This is a genomic window from Streptomyces malaysiense, assembly GCF_000980885.2.
GTDB classification, from domain to species: Bacteria; Actinomycetota; Actinomycetes; order Streptomycetales; family Streptomycetaceae; genus Streptomyces; species Streptomyces malaysiense.
Genome location: NZ_LBDA02000042.1, coordinates 24844 through 48482 on the forward strand (window position 1 = coordinate 24844; position 23639 = coordinate 48482).

At 70.2% G+C, this 23639-nt stretch carries 24 protein-coding genes and 1 tRNA gene; 10 read left to right on the forward strand and 15 right to left on the reverse strand.

Annotated elements, in window-relative coordinates:
* Nucleotides 1–292: 292 nt before the first annotated feature.
* The 5 genes from VT52_RS18915 to VT52_RS18935 all read right to left on the reverse strand — a co-directional run bounded on the left by VT52_RS18915 (nucleotide 293) and on the right by VT52_RS18935 (nucleotide 5065).
* Nucleotides 293–1255, reverse strand: coding sequence for a cytochrome c oxidase assembly protein (locus VT52_RS18915; protein WP_046423683.1), 963 nt, complete (start codon nucleotides 1253–1255; stop codon nucleotides 293–295).
* A gap of 34 nt (nucleotides 1256–1289) precedes the next feature.
* Nucleotides 1290–2582: an iron uptake transporter deferrochelatase/peroxidase subunit gene (gene efeB, locus VT52_RS18920; protein ID WP_079175127.1), complete on the reverse strand. Its 1293-nt coding sequence runs from the start codon at nucleotides 2580–2582 to the stop codon at nucleotides 1290–1292.
* 114 nt (nucleotides 2583–2696) lie between these two features.
* Nucleotides 2697–3245 (reverse strand): copper chaperone PCu(A)C, encoded by a 549-nt coding sequence (locus VT52_RS18925; RefSeq protein ID WP_046423663.1) that lies wholly within the window; start codon nucleotides 3243–3245, stop codon nucleotides 2697–2699.
* Nucleotides 3242–3907: an SCO family protein gene (locus tag VT52_RS18930; RefSeq protein WP_046423662.1), complete on the reverse strand. Its 666-nt coding sequence runs from the start codon at nucleotides 3905–3907 to the stop codon at nucleotides 3242–3244. The genes VT52_RS18925 and VT52_RS18930 overlap by 4 nt, the downstream gene beginning before the upstream one ends.
* Nucleotides 3908–4219: 312 nt before the next feature.
* Nucleotides 4220–5065 carry a hypothetical protein gene (locus tag VT52_RS18935; RefSeq protein ID WP_046423661.1) on the reverse strand — a complete coding sequence of 282 codons (846 nt, stop codon included), beginning with the start codon at nucleotides 5063–5065 and terminating at the stop codon, nucleotides 4220–4222.
* Between the two features lie 224 nt (nucleotides 5066–5289).
* On the opposite strand from VT52_RS18935, the gene VT52_RS18940 reads away from it, so the two are divergent.
* Entirely contained in the window at nucleotides 5290–5712 is a 423-nt protein-coding gene (locus tag VT52_RS18940) for a DUF7144 family membrane protein (protein WP_206306557.1), read from the forward strand.
* 94 nt (nucleotides 5713–5806) lie between these two features.
* Here the strand turns inward: VT52_RS18940 and VT52_RS18945 are convergent, their stop codons facing one another.
* Nucleotides 5807–6451 (reverse strand): DUF5324 family protein, encoded by a 645-nt coding sequence (locus tag VT52_RS18945; protein ID WP_046423660.1) that lies wholly within the window; start codon nucleotides 6449–6451, stop codon nucleotides 5807–5809.
* Nucleotides 6452–6652: 201 nt separating this feature from the next.
* Between VT52_RS18945 and VT52_RS18950 the strand changes: the two genes are divergently transcribed.
* Entirely contained in the window at nucleotides 6653–7183 is a 531-nt protein-coding gene (locus tag VT52_RS18950; protein WP_046423659.1) for a peptidylprolyl isomerase, read from the forward strand.
* A gap of 95 nt (nucleotides 7184–7278) precedes the next feature.
* On the forward strand, nucleotides 7279–8199 hold the full coding sequence (locus VT52_RS18955; protein WP_046423657.1) for a rhomboid family intramembrane serine protease: 921 nt from the start codon (nucleotides 7279–7281) through the stop codon (nucleotides 8197–8199).
* Nucleotides 8200–8434: 235 nt separating this feature from the next.
* On the opposite strand, the gene crgA is transcribed toward VT52_RS18955, so the two are convergent.
* Entirely contained in the window at nucleotides 8435–8689 is a 255-nt protein-coding gene (gene crgA / locus VT52_RS18960; RefSeq protein WP_046423655.1) for a cell division protein CrgA, read from the reverse strand.
* 151 nt (nucleotides 8690–8840) lie between these two features.
* Here crgA and VT52_RS18965 point away from each other — a divergent pair, with 151 nt between their 5' ends.
* From VT52_RS18965 to VT52_RS18985, 6 genes are all read left to right on the forward strand, one after another.
* A complete protein-coding gene (locus VT52_RS18965) occupies nucleotides 8841–9629 on the forward strand; it encodes a DUF881 domain-containing protein (protein ID WP_046423653.1) in 789 nt (262 codons plus the stop codon).
* A gap of 21 nt (nucleotides 9630–9650) precedes the next feature.
* The gene (locus VT52_RS18970) at nucleotides 9651–10346 is read left to right on the forward strand and encodes a class E sortase (protein WP_046423652.1); all 696 of its coding nucleotides are present in this window, start codon (nucleotides 9651–9653) and stop codon (nucleotides 10344–10346) included.
* 61 nt (nucleotides 10347–10407) lie between these two features.
* Nucleotides 10408–10569, forward strand: a complete 162-nt coding sequence (locus VT52_RS37055) for a hypothetical protein (protein ID WP_046423650.1) — start codon at nucleotides 10408–10410, stop codon at nucleotides 10567–10569.
* The gene (locus tag VT52_RS18975; RefSeq protein WP_046423648.1) at nucleotides 10566–11204 is read left to right on the forward strand and encodes an aminodeoxychorismate/anthranilate synthase component II; all 639 of its coding nucleotides are present in this window, start codon (nucleotides 10566–10568) and stop codon (nucleotides 11202–11204) included. Before VT52_RS37055 ends, VT52_RS18975 begins: the two co-directional genes overlap by 4 nt.
* On the forward strand, nucleotides 11201–12244 hold the full coding sequence (locus VT52_RS18980; RefSeq protein ID WP_046423646.1) for a class E sortase: 1044 nt from the start codon (nucleotides 11201–11203) through the stop codon (nucleotides 12242–12244). Before VT52_RS18975 ends, VT52_RS18980 begins: the two co-directional genes overlap by 4 nt.
* 16 nt (nucleotides 12245–12260) lie before the next feature.
* Entirely contained in the window at nucleotides 12261–13010 is a 750-nt protein-coding gene (locus VT52_RS18985; RefSeq protein ID WP_046423644.1) for a class E sortase, read from the forward strand.
* 72 nt (nucleotides 13011–13082) lie between these two features.
* On the opposite strand, the gene pknB is transcribed toward VT52_RS18985, so the two are convergent.
* The 6 genes from pknB to VT52_RS19015 form a co-directional block, all read right to left on the reverse strand.
* Nucleotides 13083–15077, reverse strand: a complete 1995-nt coding sequence (gene pknB / locus VT52_RS18990; RefSeq protein WP_046423643.1) for a Stk1 family PASTA domain-containing Ser/Thr kinase — start codon at nucleotides 15075–15077, stop codon at nucleotides 13083–13085.
* 169 nt (nucleotides 15078–15246) lie between these two features.
* The gene (locus VT52_RS18995) at nucleotides 15247–16722 is read right to left on the reverse strand and encodes a peptidoglycan D,D-transpeptidase FtsI family protein (protein ID WP_046423642.1); all 1476 of its coding nucleotides are present in this window, start codon (nucleotides 16720–16722) and stop codon (nucleotides 15247–15249) included.
* Nucleotides 16719–18158: an FtsW/RodA/SpoVE family cell cycle protein gene (locus tag VT52_RS19000; RefSeq protein ID WP_046423641.1), complete on the reverse strand. Its 1440-nt coding sequence runs from the start codon at nucleotides 18156–18158 to the stop codon at nucleotides 16719–16721. Before VT52_RS19000 ends, VT52_RS18995 begins: the two co-directional genes overlap by 4 nt.
* A gap of 27 nt (nucleotides 18159–18185) precedes the next feature.
* Nucleotides 18186–19748 carry a Stp1/IreP family PP2C-type Ser/Thr phosphatase gene (locus VT52_RS19005; RefSeq protein WP_206306558.1) on the reverse strand — a complete coding sequence of 521 codons (1563 nt, stop codon included), beginning with the start codon at nucleotides 19746–19748 and terminating at the stop codon, nucleotides 18186–18188.
* Between the two features lie 140 nt (nucleotides 19749–19888).
* Entirely contained in the window at nucleotides 19889–20425 is a 537-nt protein-coding gene (locus VT52_RS19010; protein ID WP_046423638.1) for an FHA domain-containing protein FhaB/FipA, read from the reverse strand.
* A gap of 10 nt (nucleotides 20426–20435) precedes the next feature.
* On the reverse strand, nucleotides 20436–21326 hold the full coding sequence (locus VT52_RS19015) for an FhaA domain-containing protein (protein ID WP_046423637.1): 891 nt from the start codon (nucleotides 21324–21326) through the stop codon (nucleotides 20436–20438).
* A 687-nt stretch (nucleotides 21327–22013) separates the two neighbouring features.
* Here VT52_RS19015 and VT52_RS19020 point away from each other — a divergent pair.
* Nucleotides 22014–22097 (forward strand) — tRNA-Leu (locus tag VT52_RS19020).
* Between the two features lie 198 nt (nucleotides 22098–22295).
* Here VT52_RS19020 and VT52_RS19025 read toward each other — a convergent pair.
* Both VT52_RS19025 and VT52_RS19030 read right to left on the reverse strand, forming a co-directional pair.
* The gene (locus tag VT52_RS19025) at nucleotides 22296–22679 is read right to left on the reverse strand and encodes a hypothetical protein (protein ID WP_143070886.1); all 384 of its coding nucleotides are present in this window, start codon (nucleotides 22677–22679) and stop codon (nucleotides 22296–22298) included.
* A 131-nt stretch (nucleotides 22680–22810) separates the two neighbouring features.
* On the reverse strand, nucleotides 22811–23329 hold the full coding sequence (locus tag VT52_RS19030) for a hypothetical protein (protein WP_046423635.1): 519 nt from the start codon (nucleotides 23327–23329) through the stop codon (nucleotides 22811–22813).
* Nucleotides 23330–23639 lie beyond the last annotated feature (310 nt).

The following is a 23639-nucleotide window of genomic DNA, read 5'->3' on the forward strand; positions in this document are numbered from 1 at the left end:
GCGAATCGCCATCGGCACCTTCGCCCGGCCTCCTTGGTCTGCGGGTCTCGGCGCGATGGACGCGAAGACCCAGGAGGCGGTCCAACCCCGCGGTCATTGATCTGTTCAAGTTACTTACTTAAGAAGACATTTGGTGTGCGTGATGCGACAGAAACGTAGCGAGACTGTCACAGCGCCACCGCCCCGGAACTTTTCGAGGCGTGCGCCCGCCCCGGAGTCCGCCACGGTATACCGCCGGTCAACCGCCGACGCGTCCCCGTCCGCGGCCTGTCGTTCTCCGTAGCCGCCCGGTTCACGCGGGGCCGTCGTGGGCGGCGAGCCGGGCCAGGTAGGCGTTGTAGGCGGTGAGTTCCGCGTCCTGGTCCCGCCGGGCCTGGCGGTCGGTGCGGTCGGCGGTGCGGCGGTCGCTGGCGGCCCACTGGACGAGGAGGGCGAGCAGCACCAGCACGGTGGGGATCTCGCTGAACGCCCAGGCGATACCGCCGCCGGTGTTCTGGTCGGCGAGCGGGTCGAGGTGCCAGGCGGCCGGGGGATGGGCGTAGAAGCCCACGATCAGGCCGCTGGACATCATCACGGCGATACCGAAGAAGGCGTGGAAGGGCATGCCGATGAACAGTTCCAGCATGCGCAGCACGTGAGAGGGGCGGCGGGGCGCGGGGTCGACGCCCATGATGGGCCAGAAGAACAGCAGTCCGGTCATCAGGAAGTGGGCGAGCATCCACTCATGGCCGAGCCAGCTGTGCATGAAGAAGTCGAACAGCGGGGTGAAGTACAGGCCGTACAGGCTCGCGATGAACAGCGGCAAGGTGAAGAAGGGCGAGGAGACCACCCGTGCCAGGCGGCTGTGCACCAGCCGGACGAGGATCTCCCGGGGGCCGGTGCGGCCCCGTCCGGCGGCCGGCAGCGCCCGCAGGGCCAGGGTGATGGGCGCGCCGAGCAGCAGCAGGATCGGCGACAGCATCGACAGCACCATGTGCTGGACCATGTGCGCGCTGAACATCTGCATGCCGTAGCCGTTCAGGCCGGTGCAGGTGACGGCGGCGACGGTGAGCACGCCCGCGCTCCACAGCAGGGTGCGGTGGTGCGGCCAGTGGTCGCCGCGCCGCCGCAGCCGCCACACCGCCAGGCCGTAGAGGGCCAGGCCCAGCAGGCAGACGAGGGGCTCCACCGGCAGCGGCTGCGGATGCCAGGCCAGCAGCCGTCCCAGGGTCGGGGGCGCCGTGGGCATCCACATCGGCCCCGTCATGTGTGTCATCTGCATGTGCTGCATGTCGTGCATGCCTGTCATGTCATCCCTCCAGCAGGCGCTGACCGACGTACTCGCCCGGCGCGGCCCCGCCCGGCACGGCGAAGACGGCGCTGGACTCGTGCCGGATGAAACGGGTCAGGTGGTCGGCGCCGTCGAGTTTGGTCTGCACCTTGATGAACGCCTCCGGGTCGGCTTGCCAGGTGATGAACAGCAGCCCCGCGTCCGGGGTGCCGTCGGCGCGGTAGCCGTCGTGGTAGGAGAAGCCGCGGCGCAGCATGGCCGCTCCGTCGTTCGACTCGGGTGCGGCGACGCGGATGTGGGCGTCCGCCGGGATGGCCAGGGAACCGCCGCGGGTGAACCTGTTCAGCTCCATCGGGGTCGTCTCGGACGCTCCCGCGGGCGCGGACAGGGGCGCTCCGGTGTCCTTGCGGCGCCCGATGACCTCTTCCTGCTGGGTGCGGGTGAGGTCGGCCCAGGGGCCGAGCAGCATGCGGATACGGCGTACGACGGCGTAGGAGCCGCCGTTCATCCATGCCTGGTCGGCGGGGCCGCCGCGCCGGGTGAAGATCGTGCGGGCGAAGTCCTTGCCGGTCGGCTCGGGGTTGCCGGTGCCGTCGATCTGGCCCATCAGGTTGCGGACGGTCTTGGGGCGGGCGGTGGCGCCGGGGGCCCGGTTGAAGCCGCTCATCTGCCAGCGGACCTCCGCCGTCCCCGCCGCCGCCTTCTGCAGCACGTGCAGGGCGTGGAAGCCGACGAGCGGGTCGTCGGCGCCGACCTGGATCCACAGGTCGCCGTCACTGCGCTTCGGGTCGATCGCGTCGGAGGGGAAGCGGGGGACCGGCACGAGCGCGGCCGGAGCGCGGTGGGCGAGGCCCGTTCTGCTGAAGAAGGTGCGGCCGAAGCCGAAGGTCACGGTCAGCGAGCAGGGCCCGGCGTCGAGGGCGATCTGGTCGTCGCCGGCGGGCGCGCGGCCCTGGGTCATCGCCTCGGCCGCGGCCGACCAGCGGCGCAGTAGCGCGGCGGCCTCCTTGCGGCCGGTGCCGCTCGCCAGGTCGAAGGCGGCGAGGTGGCCGATGGCCTGGGCCCGCAGCGGGGTGATGATGCCGGCCTGGTGCGCCCCGTGGAACGGAACGGCCGTGGCGCCGACCGAGGTGACGGGGGTGGGGTGGCCGGTCGTCGCGTGGGTCGCGGCACCGCCCGCCACCGCGCCGGCCATGAGGCCGGCGGCCCCGGCGGTGCCCGCGGTGCCCAGCAGCCGCCGGCGGGAGATGCCCGGTCCTGGCCCGGGGCGTCGGTCGTGGTCGTGGTGGTGCCGCGTGACGTCGTCTGACATGTCAAAGCCTTTGCAGCGGGGTGGCGCCTGTGGGGTTTCGGAAGCGGTGCCGGCGAGGGCCCGGCCGAGCGGCCTCGGGTGCGCGGCTGTCTCGGGGCGGGCCCTCGCCGGGGGTCAGTTCGCCGGCTGGTACGTCGTCGGCTTGACCGGAACCCGGAGGGTGATCGAGTCGGACTCGGCGAACCGCAGGTGCAGAGTGACCGTCTCGCCGGCCGTCGGCCTCTTCTTCAGACCCATGAACATCAGGTGGTTGCCGCCCGTGCGCAGGGTCAGCGAGCCCCCCGCGGGGACGGTGAACGCCTTCACCGGCACCATCTGGTTCTTGTCCGTGGTGCGGTGCATCGTCACCATGGAGGCGATGTCGCTGGTCACACCGGTCAGCTTGTCGGGCTGCCGGCCCGAGTTGGTGATCGTGAAGTAGCCCGCGGCCATGTCGTCGGTCACCGGCTGCCGGACATAGGCGCCGGTCACCTTCAGCACCGGCTCGTCGTACGTCGCGGACCCGGCCGACGCGGACGACGAAGGGGAGGCGGGCGCGGCGTGCGATGCCGCCGAGGACGAGGCGGAGCAGCCGGTCAGCGCGGCGCAGCCGAGCAGCAGGGCGGCGCTCGCGCGGACCCGGAGGCGGTGGTGCGGGCGGGTAAGGGTGGTCGGGCGCGTCACGGTGTCTCCCCATTGACGATCTTGGGCAGGTCGGCGGTGTACCGCTGTTCCGACGTGCCGGAGGTGTAGAGCAGGTGGGCCTTGTCGTCCTTGGGCGAGAAGACGATCACTTCGGCGCCGTGGCTGACGGTCTCGGTGCCGTCCTTGTGCTTGACCGGCGGGGACACCCCGACGCCTAGACTGCGGGCCGCGCGCTGCACCGCGGTGAAGTCGCCGGTCAGACCGACGAAGTGCGGATCCACCGCGCCGAGCCACTGCTTGATCCGCTCGGGGGTGTCGCGGTCGGGATCGGTGCTGACGAAGACCACCCGCAGCTTCTGCCGTTCGGCGGCCGGGAGTTTGCGCGCGGCCAGGGCGATGTCGGCCATCGTGGTCGGGCAGACGTCCGGACAGTGGGTGTAGCCGAAGTACAGCAGGGTCGGGTGGCCCGCGGTCTGCTCGACCAGGTCGTAGCGGTGCCCGTCCTGGTCGGTGAGGGCCAGTTCGGGTTTGGCGTCCGGCGGGTCCAGCGGGATGACGCCGGGCTCGGCCGAGGCGGTGGGACCGGAGACGACGGCGACCGGGCCGTCGCCGGACGAGCCGCCGCAGGCGGTCAGGCCGAACCCGCTCGCGGCCGCGAGGGCCACCGCCACGCCGGCCCGGCGCGCGGATGTGATCTGCATGGAGAAGCTCCTGCGTGAGGAAGAGGTGGGCGTGCGGCCCGCTCCGCGAGGGCGCGGCGCGCGGGCCGGGACAGGGGCGAGCACCGCCTCCTCCCCCGCGCACGGTTCCGCGCCGGACGACGCGAACGGTCCCTCCGGCGCGCGGGGACGGCGGCGGAGGCCCGGCCGTTCGGCGGGCACGACGCGGCACCGCCCATCGACCGGGCGGGGCACGAAGGGGAAGCGAGGGTGCGGAACCGGAAGTTCGCGCCCTTGGCACGGCGAGATGGCCGCCGGCCGTCCCGCGGGCCCGGACCGGGCGTGCGGAAGGTCTCAGGCCATCGGGGCGAGTGCGGGCGGGCCGCGGCGGGCGGCGCAGGTGCGCAGCATGGCGGACCGGAACCGCCGGGTGCCGCCTTCCTCGGTTCCGCGGTGCGCGGTGAGCAGGGCCAGGACCCGTTCCAGCAGTCCGGTCACCAGCGGCCGGCGCCGGACGGCGGCCAGCAGGTCGCTCAACCACCAGAGCAGGGTGAGACGTTTCACGTGGCGAGCCGCCACCGCGGGCAGCCGGACGGCTCGCCACAGGGCGACCTCGCAGCGGCGCAGCACCCAGCCGGTGAGCACGGCCGCGGCCACGTGCGCCGCCAGCATCGGCGGCGTGCACATCGAGCCCAGCATCGCGGTGAGACCGCCATGACCGGCCATCCCCGTCATCCCCGGCATGCCCGTCATTCCGGTCATGCCGGCCGGTCCGTGCGGCGCGGACAGGGCACCGGAGGGATCGATCCGGGCCAGCCGCAGGATGCGAGCCGCGGCGAGCGGGGTCAGGTGAGCCGCCTGCGGGTTGCACAGCAGTCGTTCGGCCATGGCCACCACAGAGGCGGAGCGGTCGACGGAGGGGGCCGTCCTCGCGGGGTTCTGTCCGAGACAGAACAGCAGGTGCAGCCCGATCTCACCCGCCAACAGGGTCAGCGCGATACCCGGCAGCGATCGCTCCCGTCCGGCCAGCAGCCCCGCCACACCGGCGATCCCGGCCCAGCCTGCCGCCAGGGACCACAGGGAGATCGTCGACCCCGAGGCCACCACGTGCCCGCTCGCGGACAGCGCCACGCACACCGCTGAGAACACCGCGGCCCTCAGCAGTCTCAGATCGGCGGCAGCCCGTATCGGGACGTTCATGGCGGCTGCCATCATTCCAGTCGCCCGCGGACGGCCGGGCACCGGGGGCTTCGTGGTGCGGCGAGGCCGGCGGAACGCGCGGGCGCCGGGCTCACGGCCCGGGGCGCGTCCCGCGGCTGCGGTCGCCGGTCCGGCGGATTGCGGTGATCCTGTCAGGGGGAGCGTAGCTGGCTTCGCACGGCCGCCGTATGTCCTCGGTCGTGCCGCACAGGAAGGCGACGCCCATGACGGTGGCATCCGACAAGACGAGGCACGGGCAACCCGGTGGCGGGCACACGGTCGACAGCGCTTCGATGGCAGCCGGGATCATGCTGATGCTCAGCGGGCCGCTCAGCATCCTCATGGGCGCGGCGGGCATCGCGAACGACAGGCTGTTCGTCACGTCGACCGGGTACGCCTACAACTTCGGCCTGACGTCCTGGGGCATCATCCACCTCATCATCGGCATCGTGCTCGTCGTCGCGGGCTTCGGCCTGCTCGCGGGCATGAGCTGGGGCCGCGGGCTGGCCATGGTGGCGGCGGGCGTCAGCCTGATCACCCAGTTCATGTTCGTGCCGTACTACCCGGGCTGGGCGATCCCCGTCATGGCCCTGGACCTGCTGATCCTGTTCGCCCTGACCAGGTCGCAGATGGAGCGAGCCCGGTAGGGCAGGGGCCGGACGCAGGAGCCGGGACGAGGACCGGATGTTTCACGTGAAACGGGCTCCTTCCGTCGGAAGGAGCCCGTTTCCGGGTGAATGATCAGGGGTGTTCCTCGCCGCTGCCGTCCACCGAGCCGAGACCACCCGGCTCGGGGACCTCCGTCGCGGCGGGCGGCTCGACCAGCCACTCGGGGTTGGCCTGGCGCTCCCACCACTTCCAGGCCGCGAAGGCGCCGCCCGCCACCAGGGCCGCCAGCGCCACCATCTTCGCGGTACGGCCGGCCCGGCACCTGCGGGCGTTGCGCCGGGCCATCTTCTGGATGTCCCGCGCGGAGACCTGGCCGCGCAGTGCGACCAGCGCGGCGGCGCCCCGGGCCGCGGCCTCGTCCGCCACCGGTGCGGCGACGGCCACCGCATGCTCGATCCGGGGGCGGGAGTACTCGGCGGCCTGCCGGGCGGCCTTGCGGGTACGGCAGGCCGCCTCCTGCGCGGCGTGGTCCACCTTCGGTGGGACATAGGTGCGCCGGGCCTGTTCCAGGCGCGGGGCCAGCTGGGCGTTGTACTGCTCGCGGGCCTGCTCCGCGGCCTGCGACACCACGGGCGCGAGCCGTACGCGTGCCTCCTGCGCGTAGAACGCGGCACGCTCCTTGGCCGTGTCGGCGTAGGGCGCCACCACTTCCGCGGCGTGCAGCACGCTGTCCTTCGCCGATCCGGTCGCGGCGCGCACGCTGTCAATGCGGGTCACGGTTTCCTCCTCCTCGGTGGCGTACGGAATTCGACTTTCCACCCTTTTACGGATCATGCCTGCCAACGGTCCTCGCGGCATGCGCGGACGGGCATATGGGTGCCGCGCGCTCCTTCGGTTGGCCGACTGGCACCGCGCGCGCCCATGCATGCGAGGATCGGAGGTCACAGGAAGACGACAGAAGACGACGGAAGGCAGATCGTGGCCGAGCAGCTTTACGCCACCCTGAAGACCAACCACGGCGACATCGAGGTCCGGCTGTTCCCGAACCAGGCGCCGAAGACGGTCAAGAACTTTGTCGAGCTGGCCAAGGGCGAGCGCGAGTGGACCCACCCGGCATCGGGCAAGACGAGCACCGACCCGCTGTACGACGGCACGATCTTCCACCGTGTCATCAGCGGCTTCATGATCCAGGGCGGTGACCCGCTGGGCTCCGGCATCGGTGGTCCGGGCTACAAGTTCGAGGACGAGTTCCACCCCGACCTCTCCTTCAACAAGCCCTACCTGCTGGCCATGGCCAACGCCGGTCCGGGCACCAACGGCTCGCAGTTCTTCATCACCGTCGCGCCGACCACCTGGCTGACCGGCAAGCACACCATCTTCGGTGAGGTCGCCGACCCCGCCGGCCAGAAGGTCGTGGACGAGATCGCGGCCGTGAAGACCGGTCGCAACGACCGTCCGGCCCAGGACGTCGTGATCGAGTCGGTCGTCGTCGAGACCCGCGAGAGCTGACGCAACGCCCCACGGGGAACCAAACGCCCCGCCCGTCCGTAAGGATGGGCGGGGCGGGGTATCTGCCGGGGGAGTGCCGGAGGAGCGAGGGGATCATGGACCACGTCGCAAGCAGCGAGCCGGGCGCCCGGAGCGTGCCCGTGTGCTATCGGCACCCGGACCGTGAGACCGGGGTGCGCTGCACCCGCTGTGAGCGCCCCATCTGCCCCGAGTGCATGGTCAGCGCCTCCGTCGGTTTCCAGTGCCCCGAGTGCGTCCGCGGCAGCGGTCCCGCGCACCCGCACACACCGGGCGGTGGCCGCGCCGGACGCGCCATGGCGGCGGCCCGCCCGCGCACCCTGGCCGGCGGCACCATGACGGCCGACCCCCGGCTGCTCACCAAGGTGCTGATCGGGATCAACATCGCCGTGTTCCTGGTGCAGCTGGCCGTCGGCGAGAGATTCACCCAGCGCTTCGAGCTGCTCGGGCAGGCGTACACGCCCCTGCTCCCGGGTGTGCAGGGCATTGCCCAGGGGCAGTACTACCGTCTGCTGACCGCGATGTTCCTGCATGGCGGGTTCACGCATCTGCTGTTCAACATGCTCAGCCTGTGGTGGATCGGCGGCCCTCTGGAGGCGGCGCTCGGCCGGGCCCGCTATCTCACGCTGTACGCCGTCTCGGGCCTCGCGGGCAGCGCGCTCACCTATCTGCTCGCCGCCCCGAACGCCCCCTCGCTCGGTGCCTCCGGAGCGATCTTCGGGCTCTTCGGCGCCACCGGTGTGCTGATGCGGCGGCTCAACTACGACATGCGGCCGCTGTTCGCCCTGCTCGTGATCAACCTGATCATCACCTTCACCCCGCACTTCAACATCGCCTGGCAGGCGCATGTCGGCGGCCTGGTGGCGGGCGTCGTCACCGGCTACGCCATGGTGCACGCCCCGCGCCGCAACCGGGCGCTCGTCCAGTACGGCACCTGTGCGGTGGTGCTCGTGGTGGTGGCCGTTCTCACCCTGGTCAGGACGACCCAGCTCACCTGATACCGAACCGTTGTCCACAGCGGGTGGCGGATCTTGTGCACACGGTGCGGGCTCAGCTGCGCCTGCTACCACTCGGATGTATTTTCGCAGGTCATCCAGGGAGCGAACGAGTGTGTGTCAACCAGTACGCCAGTCGTACCGGCGTCAACCCTCGATGAGTTATCCACAGATCGTAGTCTTTTCCCCAGGGGCTTGTGGAAATCCTCGGGCCTGTGGATAACTCAGCGGAGCCGGGCTACTTCCACTGCGTGGAGACACCGAATCCGGCGGCGATGAAGCCGAAGCCGACCACGATGTTCCAGTTGTCCAGCGCGTCGATGGGCAGCGAGCCGTCGGTCACATAGAAGACGACGATCCAGGCCAGGCCGATGACGAACATGGCCAGCATGACAGGGGCGACCCAGCCGTGGCTGTTCAGCTTGATCGCCGCGGCCTGCTTCGCCGGCGGCGGCGTGAAGTCGGCCTTCTTGCGGATACGTGACTTCGGCACGAGGGTCTCTCCTGTCGATGCGCTGCGTGGCCGCGCAGGTAACTGGTCGGGCTCGGGCAGCGTACAAGTGGCCAACATGACGACTCTGTGTGCTCCCCCGGGCGTCCGTTAGCGTAGTGCTTCCGTGGCGCCGAAGGAGAGCAAGGGTACGTTGAGCAATTCTGCCGACTCCCCCGGTACGGGAGCAATGGGTTCCGGCCCCCGTCGCGGACCGCGGGTGCGCCCGGTGCGGATGCTCACCGCCGCCGTCTTCGCGCTCGCGGGCCTGATCTTCTTCACCAGCTTCGACACGGCCAAGGGCACCGACATCCGCCAGGACGGGTCCCTGCTGAAGCTGTCCGACCTGATCCAGCAGCGCAGCCGCAAGAACAAGGACCTGGACGAGTCCAACGCCTCGCTGCGCGACGGCGTGGAGTCCCTGGCGAAGAGCGACGGCGGCAGCACCAAGGACCAGGACCGGCGGCTGACCGGCCTGGAGAAGAGCGCGGGCACCCAGGCACTCACCGGCAAGGCGGTCACCGTCACCCTGAACGACGCCCCGCCCAACGCCACCGCCAAGCTCCCCGGCTACCCCCCGCCGCAGCCCGACTACCTGGTCATCCACCAGCAGGACCTCCAGGCCGTGGTGAACGCCCTGTGGCAGGGCGGCGCCAAGGGCATCAAGGTCATGGACCAGCGGCTGATCTCCACCAGCGCGGTCCGCTGCGTCGGCAACACGCTGATCCTCCAGGGCCGCGTCTACTCCCCGCCGTACAAGATCACGGCGATCGGGGACCCGGGGCGGCTCCAGAAGTCGCTCGCGGACAGCAAGGCGATCCAGACCTACATGGTGTACGTCAACGTCTACGGTCTCGGCTGGAAAGTCACCGACGACGGCACGGTGACTCTTCCGGGTTACTCCGGCACAGTGGACCTGCACTACGCGAAGCCCGTGCAGTAGCCGCCCGCCCAGGAGCCGCCGGTGCGCCTGATCGTGAGGACCCTCAGCGAGCTGTGCATCACCGTGGGCGCACTGATCGTGCTCTTCGTCGCCTACGTCCTCTTCTGGACCGGGGTACGGGCCGACGGCGCCATGAACGACCAGATCGACCGGCTGCACCGGCAGTGGTCCACCGGCAGCGTGCCGGCCGCGGCGGCGACGGCCCCGGCGGACCCGGGCGCCGTGCCCCCGCCCCCGGCGCCGTACCACTACGGCGAACCGTTCGCGATCATGTACATCCCCCGGCTCGGTTCCACGTGGGACAAGCCGGTCCTCGAAGGCACCGGCCGGGACGTCCTGGCGAAGGGACTCGGGCACTACGGCGGCACCGCCCGGCTCGGCCAGGTGGGCAATTTCGCGGTGGCCGGGCACCGGCGCACGTACGGCGATCCGCTCAAGGACTTCCCGAGGCTGCGGCCCGGGGACGCGGTGGTGCTCACCGACGGAACCACCTGGTTCACGTATCGGATCGACAAAGGGCCCTACAAAACCGTCCCGACCGACATCGGCGTCATCGACCCTGTGCCACGGAAGTCCGGATACGCGCGTCCGGGCCGCTACCTGACGCTGACCACGTGCGATCCCGAATGGGGCCACAGCCACCGGCTGATCGTCTGGGGGCATCTGGACTCCACCCAGGCCGTGGAGTCAGGCGAACCGGGCGCGCTGCGCCGCTAGTCTGGTGACGTACGGCGTGTGTCTGGTGCCTTAGGGATACGGAAGGGACGGCAAGGACGGCATGTACGGCTGGTTCTGGCGGCATCTGCCGGGAAACGTATGGGTGAAGTTGCTGGTCTCCGTCGTCCTGGTCCTGGCCGTGGTCTACGTCCTGTTCCAGTACGTCTTCCCGTGGGCCGAGCCGCTGCTGCCCTTCAACGATGTGACGGTGGACAACCAGTGAGTGCGCGCATTCTCGTCGTGGACAACTACGACAGCTTCGTCTTCAACCTCGTCCAGTACCTGTACCAGCTGGGCGCCGAGTGCGAGGTGCTGCGCAACGACGAGGTGTCGACCGCGCACGCCCAGGACGGGTTCGACGGCGTCCTGCTGTCGCCCGGACCCGGCGCCCCCGAGCAGGCCGGCGTCTGCGTGGAGATGGTCCGCCACTGCGCGGCCACCGGGGTGCCGGTCTTCGGCGTGTGCCTGGGCATGCAGTCGATGCAGGTGGCGTACGGCGGCGTGGTGGACCGGGCGCCCGAGCTGCTGCACGGCAAGACCTCCCCGGTCGAGCACGAGGGCAAGGGCGTCTTCGCCGGGCTGCCCTCCCCCTTCATCGCGACCCGCTACCACTCCCTGGCCGCCGAGCCCGCGACGGTCCCGGCCGAGCTGGAGGTCACGGCCCGTACCCACGACGGCATCATCATGGGGCTGCGTCACCGTGAACTGCCGGTCGAGGGCGTGCAGTTCCACCCGGAGTCGGTGCTGACCGAACACGGGCACCGGATGCTCGCCAACTGGCTGGCGGAGTGCGGTGACCAGGGCGCCGTGGCGAGGTCGGCGGGGCTCGCCCCGGTGGTGGGCAGGGCCACGGCGTGACCGCCCTGCGCCCCGAGCGCGAGGACTTGTACGGCGACGGGGAACCGTACGAGTCCCACGGCGGTGCGCCCTACGGAGCTCCCTTCGACGCCGAGACGATGGCCCTGCGGGTCGCCGATCCGGCGCTCACGGGGCCGCCCACAGGCTTCTCTGGGGCCCCGGCAGCCCCCTCCGGGCCCGATCCCGCCCCCGGTGGCCGTGCGGCCCGCAGAAAGGCGGCCAAGCGGCGCGGCGGGCGCCGGGACCCGGTGGCCCCGGGCGCGGCTTCCGGGGGGCTCGCGCCCCGGGTCTCCCCCGCCTCCGCCGAGGACGATCCGGACCGTCCGCTGACCCGGGTCGAGGCACGGCGGCGGGCGCGGCTGGCCAGGCCGGGACCCGGGGTGATCGCGAGCCGCGCGATCGGCGAGGTGTTCATCACCACCGGTGTGCTGATGCTGCTGTTCGTCACCTACCAGCTGTGGTGGACCAACGTCCGCGCGCACGCGCAGGCCGGCAGCGAGGCCCATCACCTCCAGGACGACTGGGCGAACGGCAAGCGCAACCCGGGTGTCTTCGCGCCCGGACAGGGCTTCGCCATCCTGCACATCCCCAAGCTGGACGTGGTGGCGCCGATCGCGGAGGGCGTCAGCACCACCAGGGTCCTCGACAAGGGCATGGTCGGGCACTACGGCGAGGCGCCGCTGAAGACGGCGATGCCGGACGCCAAGACCGGTAACTTCGGGCTCGCGGCGCACCGCAACACCCACGGCGAGCCGTTCCGTTACATCAACAGACTCACCCCCGGCGACCCCGTGGTGGTCGAGACCCAGGACACGTACTACGTCTACAAGGTGACGTCGACACTCCCGGTCACCTCGCCGTCCAACACCAGCGTGCTGGACCCGATCCCGCGGGGCTCGGGCTTCACCGAGCCCGGCCGCTACATCACCCTGACCACCTGTACACCGGAGTTCACCAGCAAGTACCGGCTGATCGTCTGGGGCAAGATGGTCGAGGTGCGCCCCCGCAGCAAGGGCAAGCCGGACGCGCTCATCGAGTAAGGGCTAGGACACCACTGTGGCAGCGACCGCCGACGAGACCGAAGAACACACTGCCGCGCCCGACCCGGAGCCCGCCGAGCCGCGGCGGCCGGGCAGGATCGCGCAGGCCGTCAGCGTCTTCGGTGAACTGCTCATCACCGTGGGCGTGTTGCTCGGCCTCTTCGTCGTCTACTCGCTGTGGTGGACGAACGTGCTGGCGGACCGCAAGGCCGACAGGCAGGCCGACAAGGTGCGCGAGCACTGGGCGCAGAGCAAGGACCCGGGGCCCGGCGCGCTGGACACCAAGGACGGTGTCGGCTTCCTGCACGTGCCCGCGATGAAGAACGGCTCGGTCCTGGTCGAGAAGGGCACCAGCACCGACGTCCTCAACAACGGCGTCGCCGGCTACTACACCGACCCGGTCGAGGCGATGCTTCCGATGACCGGCAAGAAGGGGAACTTCACCCTGGCCGCCCACCGCGACGGCCACGGCGCGAAGTTCCACAACATCGACAAGCTCAGGAAGGGCGACCCGATCGTCTTCGAGACCCGGGACGACTGGTACGTCTACAAGGTCGCCTCGATCCTCCCGGAGACCTCGAAGTACGACGTCGGCGTCGTCGACGCGGTGCCCAGGGAATCCGGCTGGAAGAAGCCCGGCCACTACATCACGCTGACCACCTGCACCCCCGTCTACACCTCGCGCTACCGCTACATCGTGTGGGGCGAACTGGTCCGGGTGCAGAAGGTCGACAGCAAGCGGACGCTCCCGCCGGAACTGCGCTGAGCGTCCCCCGCGGACACGAGTGGGCCCCTGCCGGAATCTCCCGGCAGGGGCCCACTCGCTCGTACGACCGTGTCAGCCGCCGACGCCACCGAAGAGGTGGGCGCCTCCGTTGTCACTGTTGTTGCCCTGGCCGCCACCGCCGACGGTGATCACGTCGATGGTCTGGCCCTGGTTGACCTGGGTGCCGGGCGGCGGGTTCGACGTGACGACCAGCGCGTTGTCGTCGCTCGCGCCCTGGACGTTGCCGAGCGACAGGCCCACCTGGGCGAGCATCTGCTTCACCTGGCCGAGCTTCTTGCCCTGGATGCCCGGGACCTGGACCTGGCCGCTCTGCGCCTTGCCGACGTTGACCGCGACCGGCGTGTTCTTGGCGACCTGCTGGCCCGCCGCCGGGTTGATCGACAGCACCTTGCCGTCGTCGTCCGGGTTGTCGGTCGGCTGGTCGTTGCAGGTCGGGACCAGGCCCATGCCCTGGAGCTCGGCCTTGGCGTCGTCGCAGGACTTGCCGATGACATCGCCCGGGATGGTCACCTTCTCCTCCGCCTTGGCGACGGTGAGGGTGATCGTGGTGCCCTTCTGCCGGCTGCTGCCGCCCGCCGGGTCCTGGTCGGTGACGACGCCCGGAGTCTGGGTCGACACCACGTCCTTGCGCTCGACGTTGGTGAAGCCCTTCTCCTTGAGCTGGGCCTCGGCCTTGTCGAACTGGATGCCCCGGACGTCCGGGACGGTCACCTTGGGCGCACCCGTGGAGATCATCAGGTTGACGGTGGTGTTCTTGTCGACCTTCGTGCCCTTCGCCGGGTCCTGCGAGCACACCATGCCCTTGGGCTCGTCCTCGCAGGGCTTGCGGCCGGCGACGGAGACCTTCAGGTCCACGTTCCCGGCGGTGTTGCGGGCGTCCTTCTCGGACAGGCCGACGAAGTTGGGCACCGAGGGCTTGTCGTTCATGCCGTGCCCGCTGAACGCGTACTTCCCGATCAGGATGGCGCCGATCAGCACCAGGACGCCGGCGACGATCAGCAGGATCGTGGAGGTGTTCGACTTCTTCGGCTGCTGGCGGCGCCGGTCGGGGCGGTCGTCGTAACCGAAGCCGCCGTCGTCCGCGTTCATCGGCGGGAGCATGGCCGTGGCCGCCGCCGGTGACTCCGGGCGCAGCGCGGTGGTCGCCTGGTCGTCGCCGTAGCCGGCGTAACCGACCGAGCCCATCGCGGCCGTGGCGCCGACCGGCTGGCCGTCCAGGCACGCCTCGATGTCGGCCCGCATCTCGTCGGCCGACTGGTACCGGTAGTTCGGGTCCTTGACCAGCGCCTTGAGGACGATCGCGTCCATCTCGGGGGTGATCTCGGGGTCGAAGACGGAGGGTGCCTGCGGCTCCTCGCGGACGTGCTGGTAGGCCACGGCCACCGGGGAGTCGCCGACGAAGGGCGGCCGGACGGTCAGCAGCTCGTAGAGCAGGCAGCCCGTGGAGTACAGGTCGGAGCGGGCGTCGACCTGTTCGCCCTTGGCCTGCTCCGGGGAGAGGTACTGGGCCGTGCCGATGACCGCCGCGGTCTGCGTCATCGTCATGCCGGAGTCGCCCATCGCACGGGCGATGCCGAAGTCCATGACCTTGACCTGACCGCCCCGGGTCAGCATCACGTTGGCCGGCTTGATGTCGCGGTGGACGATGCCGTTGCGGTGGGCGTACTCGAGGCCCTGGAGGATGCCGATGGTCATCTCCATGGCGCGCTCCGGCAGCAGCTTGCGGCCGGAGTGCAGCAGCTCACGCAGGGTGGAACCGTCGACGTACTCCATCACGATGTACGGGATGGAGACCCCGTCGATGTAGTCCTCACCCGTGTCGTAGACCGCGACGATCGCGGGATGGTTGAGCGAGGCGGCCGACTGGGCCTCCCGGCGGAACCGGGCCTGGAAGGACGGGTCGCGCGCGAGATCGACGCGCAGCGTCTTCACCGCCACCGTGCGGCCGAGCCGGGTGTCATGCGCGAGGTGGACCTCCGCCATGCCACCACGGCCGAGCACGTGGCCCAGCTCGTACCGGCCGCCGAGGCGACGCGGCTCTTCCATAGCTACCTACCAGCCCTCTCCGTCGGTCCCGGCCGTCACATCGCTGTGCGCCGAGGCTGCCGTCCGGGCCTACGGTACCCGGCTCGCTTTGTATGACCTGGCCAAGCCCGGATCCCGATATCGGACCGGTATCGCAACGTGCGTCGTTGTGAAGCTGATGTGATGGTCGTTACTTCTTGGACTTGATCACCGCCTCCATCACGCTCTTCGCGATCGGCGCGGCCAGGCCGCCGCCGGAGATGTCCTCACGGTTGGCCTGCTCGTCCTCGACGACCACGGCCACGGCCACCGGGGAGCTGCCGTCGGGGAGCTTGGCGTAGGAGATGAACCAGGCGTACGGGTTGGCGCTGTTGGCCACACCGTGCTGGGCGGTACCGGTCTTGCCGCCGACCTTGATGCCCGGGATGCGGGCGTTGGTACCGGTGCCCTTGTCGACCACGGTCTCCATCATCGACTGGAGGATCTGCGCGTTCTGCGGGGACAGCGGCCGGCTCATCTCCTGCGGCTTGGTCTTCTCGACCGGGTCGAGGTTGGAAGCCTCCAGCTCGTCCACCATGTAGGGCTTCATCAGCTTGCCGTCGTCGGCGACCGCCGAGGCGACCATGGCCATCTGGAGCGGGGTCGCGGCGGTGTTGTACTGACCGATGGAGGACAGCGCGGTCTGCGAGGTGTTCATGTTGTCCGAGAACACCGAGGCGTTGGAGCGGACCGGGGTGAACTGCTCCGAGTCGAAGCCGAACTTCTTCGCCTCGGCAAGCATCTTGGCGTTGCCGAGGTCGGCGCCGATCTTGCCGAAGACGGTGTTGCAGGAGTACTGGAGCGCGACCCGCATGGTGGCGTTCTTGCAGGGCAGGTTGCCCTCGTTGTGCAGCGGGGTCGTGGTGCCCGGCATGATGTACGGCAGCGGCGAGTCGGTCGGCTGGTCGGCCGAGGTGTACTTGCCGTTCTCCAGCGCCGCCGCCGCGGTGACCACCTTGAAGGTGGAGCCCGGCGGGTAGGTCTCGCGCAGCGCCCGGTTGAGCATCGGGTCGGCCGGGTCGTTCTCCTTCAGGAGCTTGTTCCTGGCCTTGGCGTCGTCGTCGGTGTTCCCCGCGAAGGTCGAGGGGTCGTACGACGGGTACGAGGCCAGCGCGAGGATCTTGCCGGTGGCCGGGTCGAGCGCGGCGACCGCGCCCTTGCCGCCCTGGGCCTTCAGACCGTCGTACGCCGCCTTCTGCGCCGCGCCGTTGAGCGTGGTGACGACGTTGCCGCCCTGCTTCGGCTTGCCCGTGATCATGTCCAGGGTGTTGCGGAAGAAGAGCCGGTCGTCGTTGCCGGTGAGGATGCCGTCGTCCAGGTTCTCCAGCTGGGTGCCGCCGAAGGCCTGGGAGGAGAAACCGGTCACCGGGGCCCACATGGGCCCGTTCTTGTAGGTGCGCTTGTACTTGAAGTCGCCGTGCTTGACCTCGGTCGAGCCGGTGACCGGGTTGCCGTCCACGATGATGTCGCCGCGCGGCGCGGAGTAGCGCTCGATGGCGACCCGTCGGTTGAGCGGGTCGGTGCGCAGGCTGTCCGCCTTGACGTACTGCAGGTAGTTGTCGCGGACGAGCAGGGCCAGCACGAGCAGGCCGCAGAAGATCGCGATCCGGCGCAGGGGCTTGTTCATGACGGGCGGACCACCTGGGTCATCTCGGCGTCGGGGTTGGCTGCTGGGGCGGGCGCCGGGCGCCGGGCGGTGTCACTGATGCGGATCAGGATGCCGATGAGCGCCCAGTTGGCGATCACCGACGAACCGCCGTACGCGAGGAACGGCATGGTCATACCGGTCAGCGGGATGAGGCCCATCACGCCGCCGGCCACGACGAAGACCTGGAGCGCGAAGGCACCCGAGAGGCCGATGGCGAGCAGCTTGCCGAACGGGTCGCGGGCGGCGAGGGCGGTGCGCACGCCGCGTTCCACGATCAGGCCGTAGATCAGCAGGATCGCCATGAGGCCGGCCAGGCCCAGCTCCTCGCCGAAGGTGGCGAGGATGAAGTCGGAGTTGGCGGCGAACTTGATCAGCTCGGAGTGGCCCTGGCCCCAGCCGGTGCCCAGGGTGCCGCCGGAGCCGAAGGCCCACAGCGCCTGCATGGCCTGCTCGGAGTGGCCGAGGACGCCCTTCTGGGAGAGCTTGTACTCCTTCAGAGGGTCGAGCCACGCCTGTACACGCATCTTCACGTGCGGCTCGAAGCTCGCCACGCCGACGGCGCCGACCGCGGACATCAGCAGACCGAAGACGATCCAGCTGGTCCGCTCCGTGGCGACGTACAGCATGATCACGAACATGCCGAAGAACAGCAGCGACGTACCGAGGTCGGTCTCGAAGACCAGGATCAGGATGGACATCGCCCAGACCACGAGGATCGGACCGAGGTCGCGGCCGCGCGGCAGGTAGAGGCCCATGACGCGGCGGCTGGCGAGGGCCAGCGCGTCGCGCTTCACCATCAGATAGCCGGCGAAGAAGATCGCCAGCACGATCTTGGCGAACTCACCGGGCTGGATGGTGAAACCGCCGACGGAGATCCAGATCTTGGCGCCGTAGACGTTCAGGCCGAGGCCCGGAACCAGCGGGAGTAGCAGCAGGAGCAGTGCGCACATCATGGAGATGTAGGTGTAGCGCTGGAACGTGCGGTGGTCCTTGAGGAAGTACAGCACCGCCACGAACAGGGCGATGCCCATCGCCGTGTACATGAGCTGGTTGGTGGCCTTGCCGCCCGCGACATGGATCTGCTGGAGCGCCTTGGACTGGTCCAGGCGCCAGATGCAGACCAGACCGAGCCCGTTGAGCAGGGTGGCCAGCGGCAGCAGCAGCGGGTCGGCGTACGGGGCGAACTTCCGCACGACGAGATGGGCCACGCCGGCCAGCAGGCCGAGGCCCAGGCCGTAGCTCAGCAGGCCGGCGGGGACCTGGTCGTCGATGGCCAGGCCCACGTTGGCGTAGGCGAACACCGGGATCAGCACCGCGAAGACCAGCAGGGCCAGCTCGGTGTTGCGGCGGCTCGGCGCGCCGATCGCGCCGATGGTGGACGTGTGATGCGTCGGCGAGTTAGTCGTACTGCTCATCGTGTGACAGGGCCTCTCACGGCTTGCCTACTGCTTACCGCACAGCGAGACGACCTTCTGCTCATCCTCCGAGAGGGTGGGGCCGGGGCTGGGGGTCGCGGACGGGGTCGTGGACGGAGACTTCGAGGATCCCGGCGTGCCCGGGGACGGAGACGTCTTCGGGTTCGCGGTCGTGGTCGTCCGGGTGAAGGCGGCGGTGCTCGCGGTGCCCGTGGCGCTCGCGCCGGACTTGGTGCCGCTGGTCTTGCCGGTCTGCGGCTTGTCCGGCTGGGTGCGCTCGGCGTCCTGACGCGCCGTCTCCTTCTTGCAGGCGGAGGCCTGCACGGCCAGTTCCTGGATCTTCGACTGGGCGTCCTTCAGGCCGCCCTCGGCGATCGTGGCCTTGACCTGCTTCTGCTGGTACGACGGCAGGTACTTGAGTTCGATCTCCGGATGGTCCTGCTGCATCTTCGACAGCGACACCCAGGCCAGGTCCTGGCTGATCCCGCGGTACAGCGCGACGTGCTCCTCGTTGGCGCCGACGTAGTACTGCGTCTGCGTCCAGCGGTAGCCGCCGTAGAGGCCGCCGCCGATGACCGCGAGGGCGAGGGCGCTGTAGAGCGACGCCTTCAGCCATCTGCGGCCCTTGCGCTTGGTGAAGTCGCCGTCGGCGTAGTCGTCGAAGCTGCCCGCCGGGACGTAGCCGGTGTCGCCGGAGCCGGGCGGGCCGAACTCGCCGCCGCCGCCGTGGCCCTGGCGGCCCAGGTGGGAGGCGCGGCCGGCCGGGGTCTGCATGATCCCGTTGTCGTGCAGATGGCTCTGGTTCTCGGCGACCGCGCCGACCACGACCGGCTGGTCGGACAGCTGGCCGGCGAGTGTGTCGCCGGTGTCCAGGTCGAGGACGTCGGCCACGATGACGGTGATGTTGTCGGGGCCGCCGCCGCGCAGCGCGAGCTGGATCAGCTCCTGCACGGTCTCCTGCGGGCCCTGGTAGCTCGCGAGGGTCTCCTCCATCGTCTGGTGGGAGACGACGCCGGACAGGCCGTCGGAGCAGATCAGGTACCGGTCGCCGACCCGGACCTCGCGGATGGACAGGTCGGGCTCGACGTGGTCACCGCTGCCGAGGGCACGCATCAGCAGCGAGCGCTGCGGATGGGTGGTGGCCTCCTCCTCGGTGATCCGGCCCTCGTCCACGAGCCGCTGCACCCAGGTGTGGTCCTGGGTGATCTGGGTGAGTACCCCGTCCCGCAGCAGATAGGCGCGCGAGTCGCCGACGTGCACCATGCCGAGCCGCTGCCCGGTCCACAGCAGCGCGGTCAGCGTGGTGCCCATGCCTTCGAGCTGGGGGTCCTCCTCGACCATGGAGCGCAGCTGGTCGTTGGCGCGCTGCACGGCCACGCCGAGGGAGGTGAGGATGTCGGAGCCGGGCACGTCGTCGTCGAGCGTGACCAGGGTGGAGATCACCTCGGAGGAGGCGACCTCGCCGGCCGCCTGGCCGCCCATGCCGTCGGCGATCGCGAGCAGGCGGGGGCCGGCGTAACCGGAGTCCTCGTTGCCCTCGCGGATCATGCCCTTGTGCGAACCGGCGGCAAAGCGCAGTGACAGACTCATGCGCACCTCGCCCGTCGGCTCCGAATGCAGCCGGTCGTGTCGAGCCACACTGCCCACCCTCCGGTCGGGAGCGCGCCGGGGACCGGAAGGCGGTCCGCCGCCGCGTGCTCGCTCCGCTCGCGCTCACTCATGATGTAGCACTACTTCCGCAGCTCGATGACGGTCTTGCCGATGCGGATCGGCGCGCCCAGCGAGATCGGCGTGGGGGTCGTCAGCCGGGACCGGTCCAGATAGGTGCCGTTGGTCGACCCCAGGTCCTCGACGATCCACTGGCCGTCGCGGTCGGGGTAGATCCTGGCATGGCGGCTGGAGGCGTAGTCGTCGTCCAGCACGATCGTCGAGTCGTGCGCCCGGCCCAGGGTGATGGTCTGGCCCTGGAGCGCGACGGTGGTGCCGGTCAGGGTGCCTTCGGTCACGACCAGCTTGCTGGGGGCGTTGCGCCCGCGCCGGCCGCCGCCACCGCTCTGCTGGCCGCGCTGCTGCGGGGGCGCGGCCTGCTGCCGGGCGGCCTGGCGGCCGCTCGCGGGCTGGGCCCGTCCGGCCTCCCTGCGCGAGCCGCGCTGGGTGACGCGCGTACCGAACAGGTCGCTGCGGATGACCTGCACGGCCACGATCACGAACAGCCACAGTACGGCCAGGAAACCCAGCCGCATGACCGTGAGGGTCAGCTCTGACATTGCCCCCGCTTCACCCTTCGGCTTGCCTATAGATAACGGTGGTGCTGCCCACGACGATCCGCGAGCCGTCGCGGAGCGTAGCGCGGGTGGTGTGCTGCCCGTCCACCACGATGCCGTTGGTGGAGCCGAGATCCTGGATCGTCGAGGGCGTTCCGGTCCGGATCTCGCAGTGCCGGCGGGAGACGCCGGGGTCGTCGATCCGCACGTCGGCCTCGGTGCTGCGGCCCATCACCAGGGTCGCGCGGGAGATCTGGTGGCGGGTGCCGTTGATCTCGATCCAGTAGCGGGTGCGTCCGCCGCCCGTCGGGGCGGCCGCGGGGCGCTGGGTGGCGGGCTGCGGGTAGCCGTAGCCGCCGGGGCGGGCGCCGGGCGGCGGGGCGGCCGGCATGGGGGGCGCGCCGGCGGGCGGGTAGCCGTACCCGCCCTGGCCCTGTGCGCCCTGCCCGGAGCGGCCGGGGGCCGCCGAGGGGTCCTGTCCCGGCGAAGCCTGGGGTCCTTGCCCCGAGGGTCCCGCCTGCTGGCTGCTGGAGGAGGCGAGGGTGCGCGAGCGCACCCGGTAGAGCCCGGTGTCCAGGTCCTCGGCCTTCTCCAGGTTCACCTTGATCGGGCCCATGAAGGTGTAGCGCTGCTGCTTCGCGTAGTCGCGCACCATGCCGGCCAGCTCGTCGCCGAGCTGCCCGGAGTAGGGGCTGAGGCGCTCGTGGTCGGGCGCGCTGAGCTCCACGATGAAGTCGTTGGGTACGACGGTGCGGTCGCGGTTCCAGATGGTCGCGTTGTTGTCGCACTCCCGCTGGAGCGCGCCCGCGATCTCCACGGGCTGGACCTCGGACTTGAAGACCTTGGCGAAGGTGCCGTTCACCAGACCTTCGAGACGCTGCTCGAACTTCTTCAGGACTCCCATGGGGCACCTCCTCCGTCCCTTGTCGGTTCCTTGCCCTGCTCTGTGTGGTGCTCTGTGCGTTGCCTTGCCCGGTACCGGCGGTACTGCTTACTGATCGTATCCACGCCCCCGGTAAACAGCCGGTTCCCCCAGCCGCTCCGCTTGGAACTCCTCTTCGGCATGGATCGTAGAGCCGGTCGAAGACCAGTGTCCCGCACCCGGCCCCGCCCCCGCCCCTCTCCTGGGGAGATGACCGGGACCGGTACGAGGTTGATACGTGAACCGGGACTCCTTGATACGCGGTGGGACGGCCGGGCGCTGTGCGGATGGTCACGGGTGTGGGGACAGTCACGGTGCGGCGACGCGAACGGCGGGGCGGGGAGGTCCGGGACGGGAGCCCGGCGGAACGGGGTGCGGGTGGGGCGCGGAGGGGGCGCGGAGGGGACCTGGCGTGGGGTCGGTCCGGGTGGCGGCGTGCGGCCGGCTTGCGGGCGGGGCGTGCGAACGGCGCCCGGCCGGCGTCCGGTCGGGCGGCCCGGCGTCCCGCCCGACGGTGCGGGCCCGGCTCGGCCGGTGCCGGGGCCGGCCGCGGACGGGCTGGTCAGGGGCCCTGGGAAAGGGATGTGAACCCACCCCGTACGACGTGCTAATGTTCTGCATGTCGGAAGGGGCCAGCCCGAAAGGGCGGAACCGGAAGACACACCCAATGCGCGGGTGGCGGAATAGGCAGACGCGCTGGATTCAGGTTCCAGTGCCCGCAAGGGCGTGGGGGTTCAACTCCCCCCTCGCGCACAGAGGGGACACCGACGAAAGTGTCCTGGCAGCACCGACGAAACGGGCTGATCGTGAAAACGATCAGCCCGTTTCTGCATGCCTGGGCAACTGGGCTGTGGTGTGACGGTTCTTACACGCGCGACTGCCCGGCGGCTGATGGGCCGCCGGGCAGTCGCGTTGTGGATCGTCGCCTGGGTTTCGGGGGTGTGGGTTACCTCACTGATCCGGCTTGGTCCCGGTTTTGTTGTCTCTCTTGGTGAGATAGCCCTTCGGGGTCCAGTCGCCGAGCGGCCTGGTCTTGCGGCGTCGGGTGGGGCGGCGTCGGGGGCGGTCGCCGCCCAGAGCGATGGCGTCGGCCCAGGCGGTGAGCTTCCGGCGGTTGGCGTGGCCGAGTTGGAAGGCGAGCAGGAGGGTCTGGGCGGCGATGCCGCGGATGCGGCGGGTGCCGCCGGACTCGAAGTGTTCGTAGAGGGGGTCCTTGCCGAAGCCGTTGACGCCTTCGACGGAGTTGCGAAGGCGGAAGTAGATGCGCTGCCAGTGTTCGCGTCCGTGCTGAAGGGGCTGCCAGAGCTGGGCGCCGGCTTCGGGCGGGAAGGTCACGCTGCCGTTCTTGCATACGGCGTGCGGCTCGACCGGACTGGGTGGGACGTTGACGAGGGTGAGATGGACGCCTTTGCCCAGGGTGTGGGGTTTGAGGGGGCACTGGACGCGGCCTGCCTGGGCGGGGCACATCATGCGGCGGTGGCCTTCGGCATCGGCTGCCTGCTTGGGCAGGAACAGGTACTGGGTGCGCTGATGGGTGCGCTCGATCCACGTCTGTTCCCGACTCCCGGCATCCCGTCGATCACATGGACCGGGAGACCTTCGCCGGTCTCCTGCGCGGCACGGACCGACTGGACCAGCGATTCCAGCTCGGCGGACCGGTTGGTGAACGCCGACGTGTCGCGAGGCAGCGACCGCAGCACCAGGGCGGCGCCGGGCGGGCCCGACCCGTCGTCCGGTCGGAGCACAGGCTCAGGGTCCTGCCGCGAGGGCCGACGATCGTCCAACACAGTAAGGATTGCGGCCAGCGCGGCCGCGATCACCCCCAGTATGACGAACGACAGCCAGGGATGCCTTTGCAACCATCCGAGCCAGGACGGCCAATGAGTCTGCGCCGACACCGCGTTCGTCACCAGACCCACGAGCATCGTGGTGACCGCGCCGCCACCGGCGACGACGGCGAGTGCCGCGCCGCGCCGCATCCTCATGCCCGCAGCTCCGCTGCGCCGCTGCGCGAAGAGCGTCTCGGTGGCGGTGTATCCAGTTCCTGTGGGGCTCCTGACCGGGGCACCCTTCGTGCCGCGGTGCGGAGTGAGCAGCGAGTTGGTCTGCACGGCACGTACAGGTGCACCCACATCACGTACACACCCCCGGATCGCGCTGATCTCGACGCCACATCGGTAGTAAGCCGACCAGCCACAACGGACCCGGTCAAGGTCACCTCTGCGCCACCCAGTGTCGGGTATCGGCCATTCAGAACGGCCGAACGCCGCATCTGAGCTTGGCGTTTAACCTCGC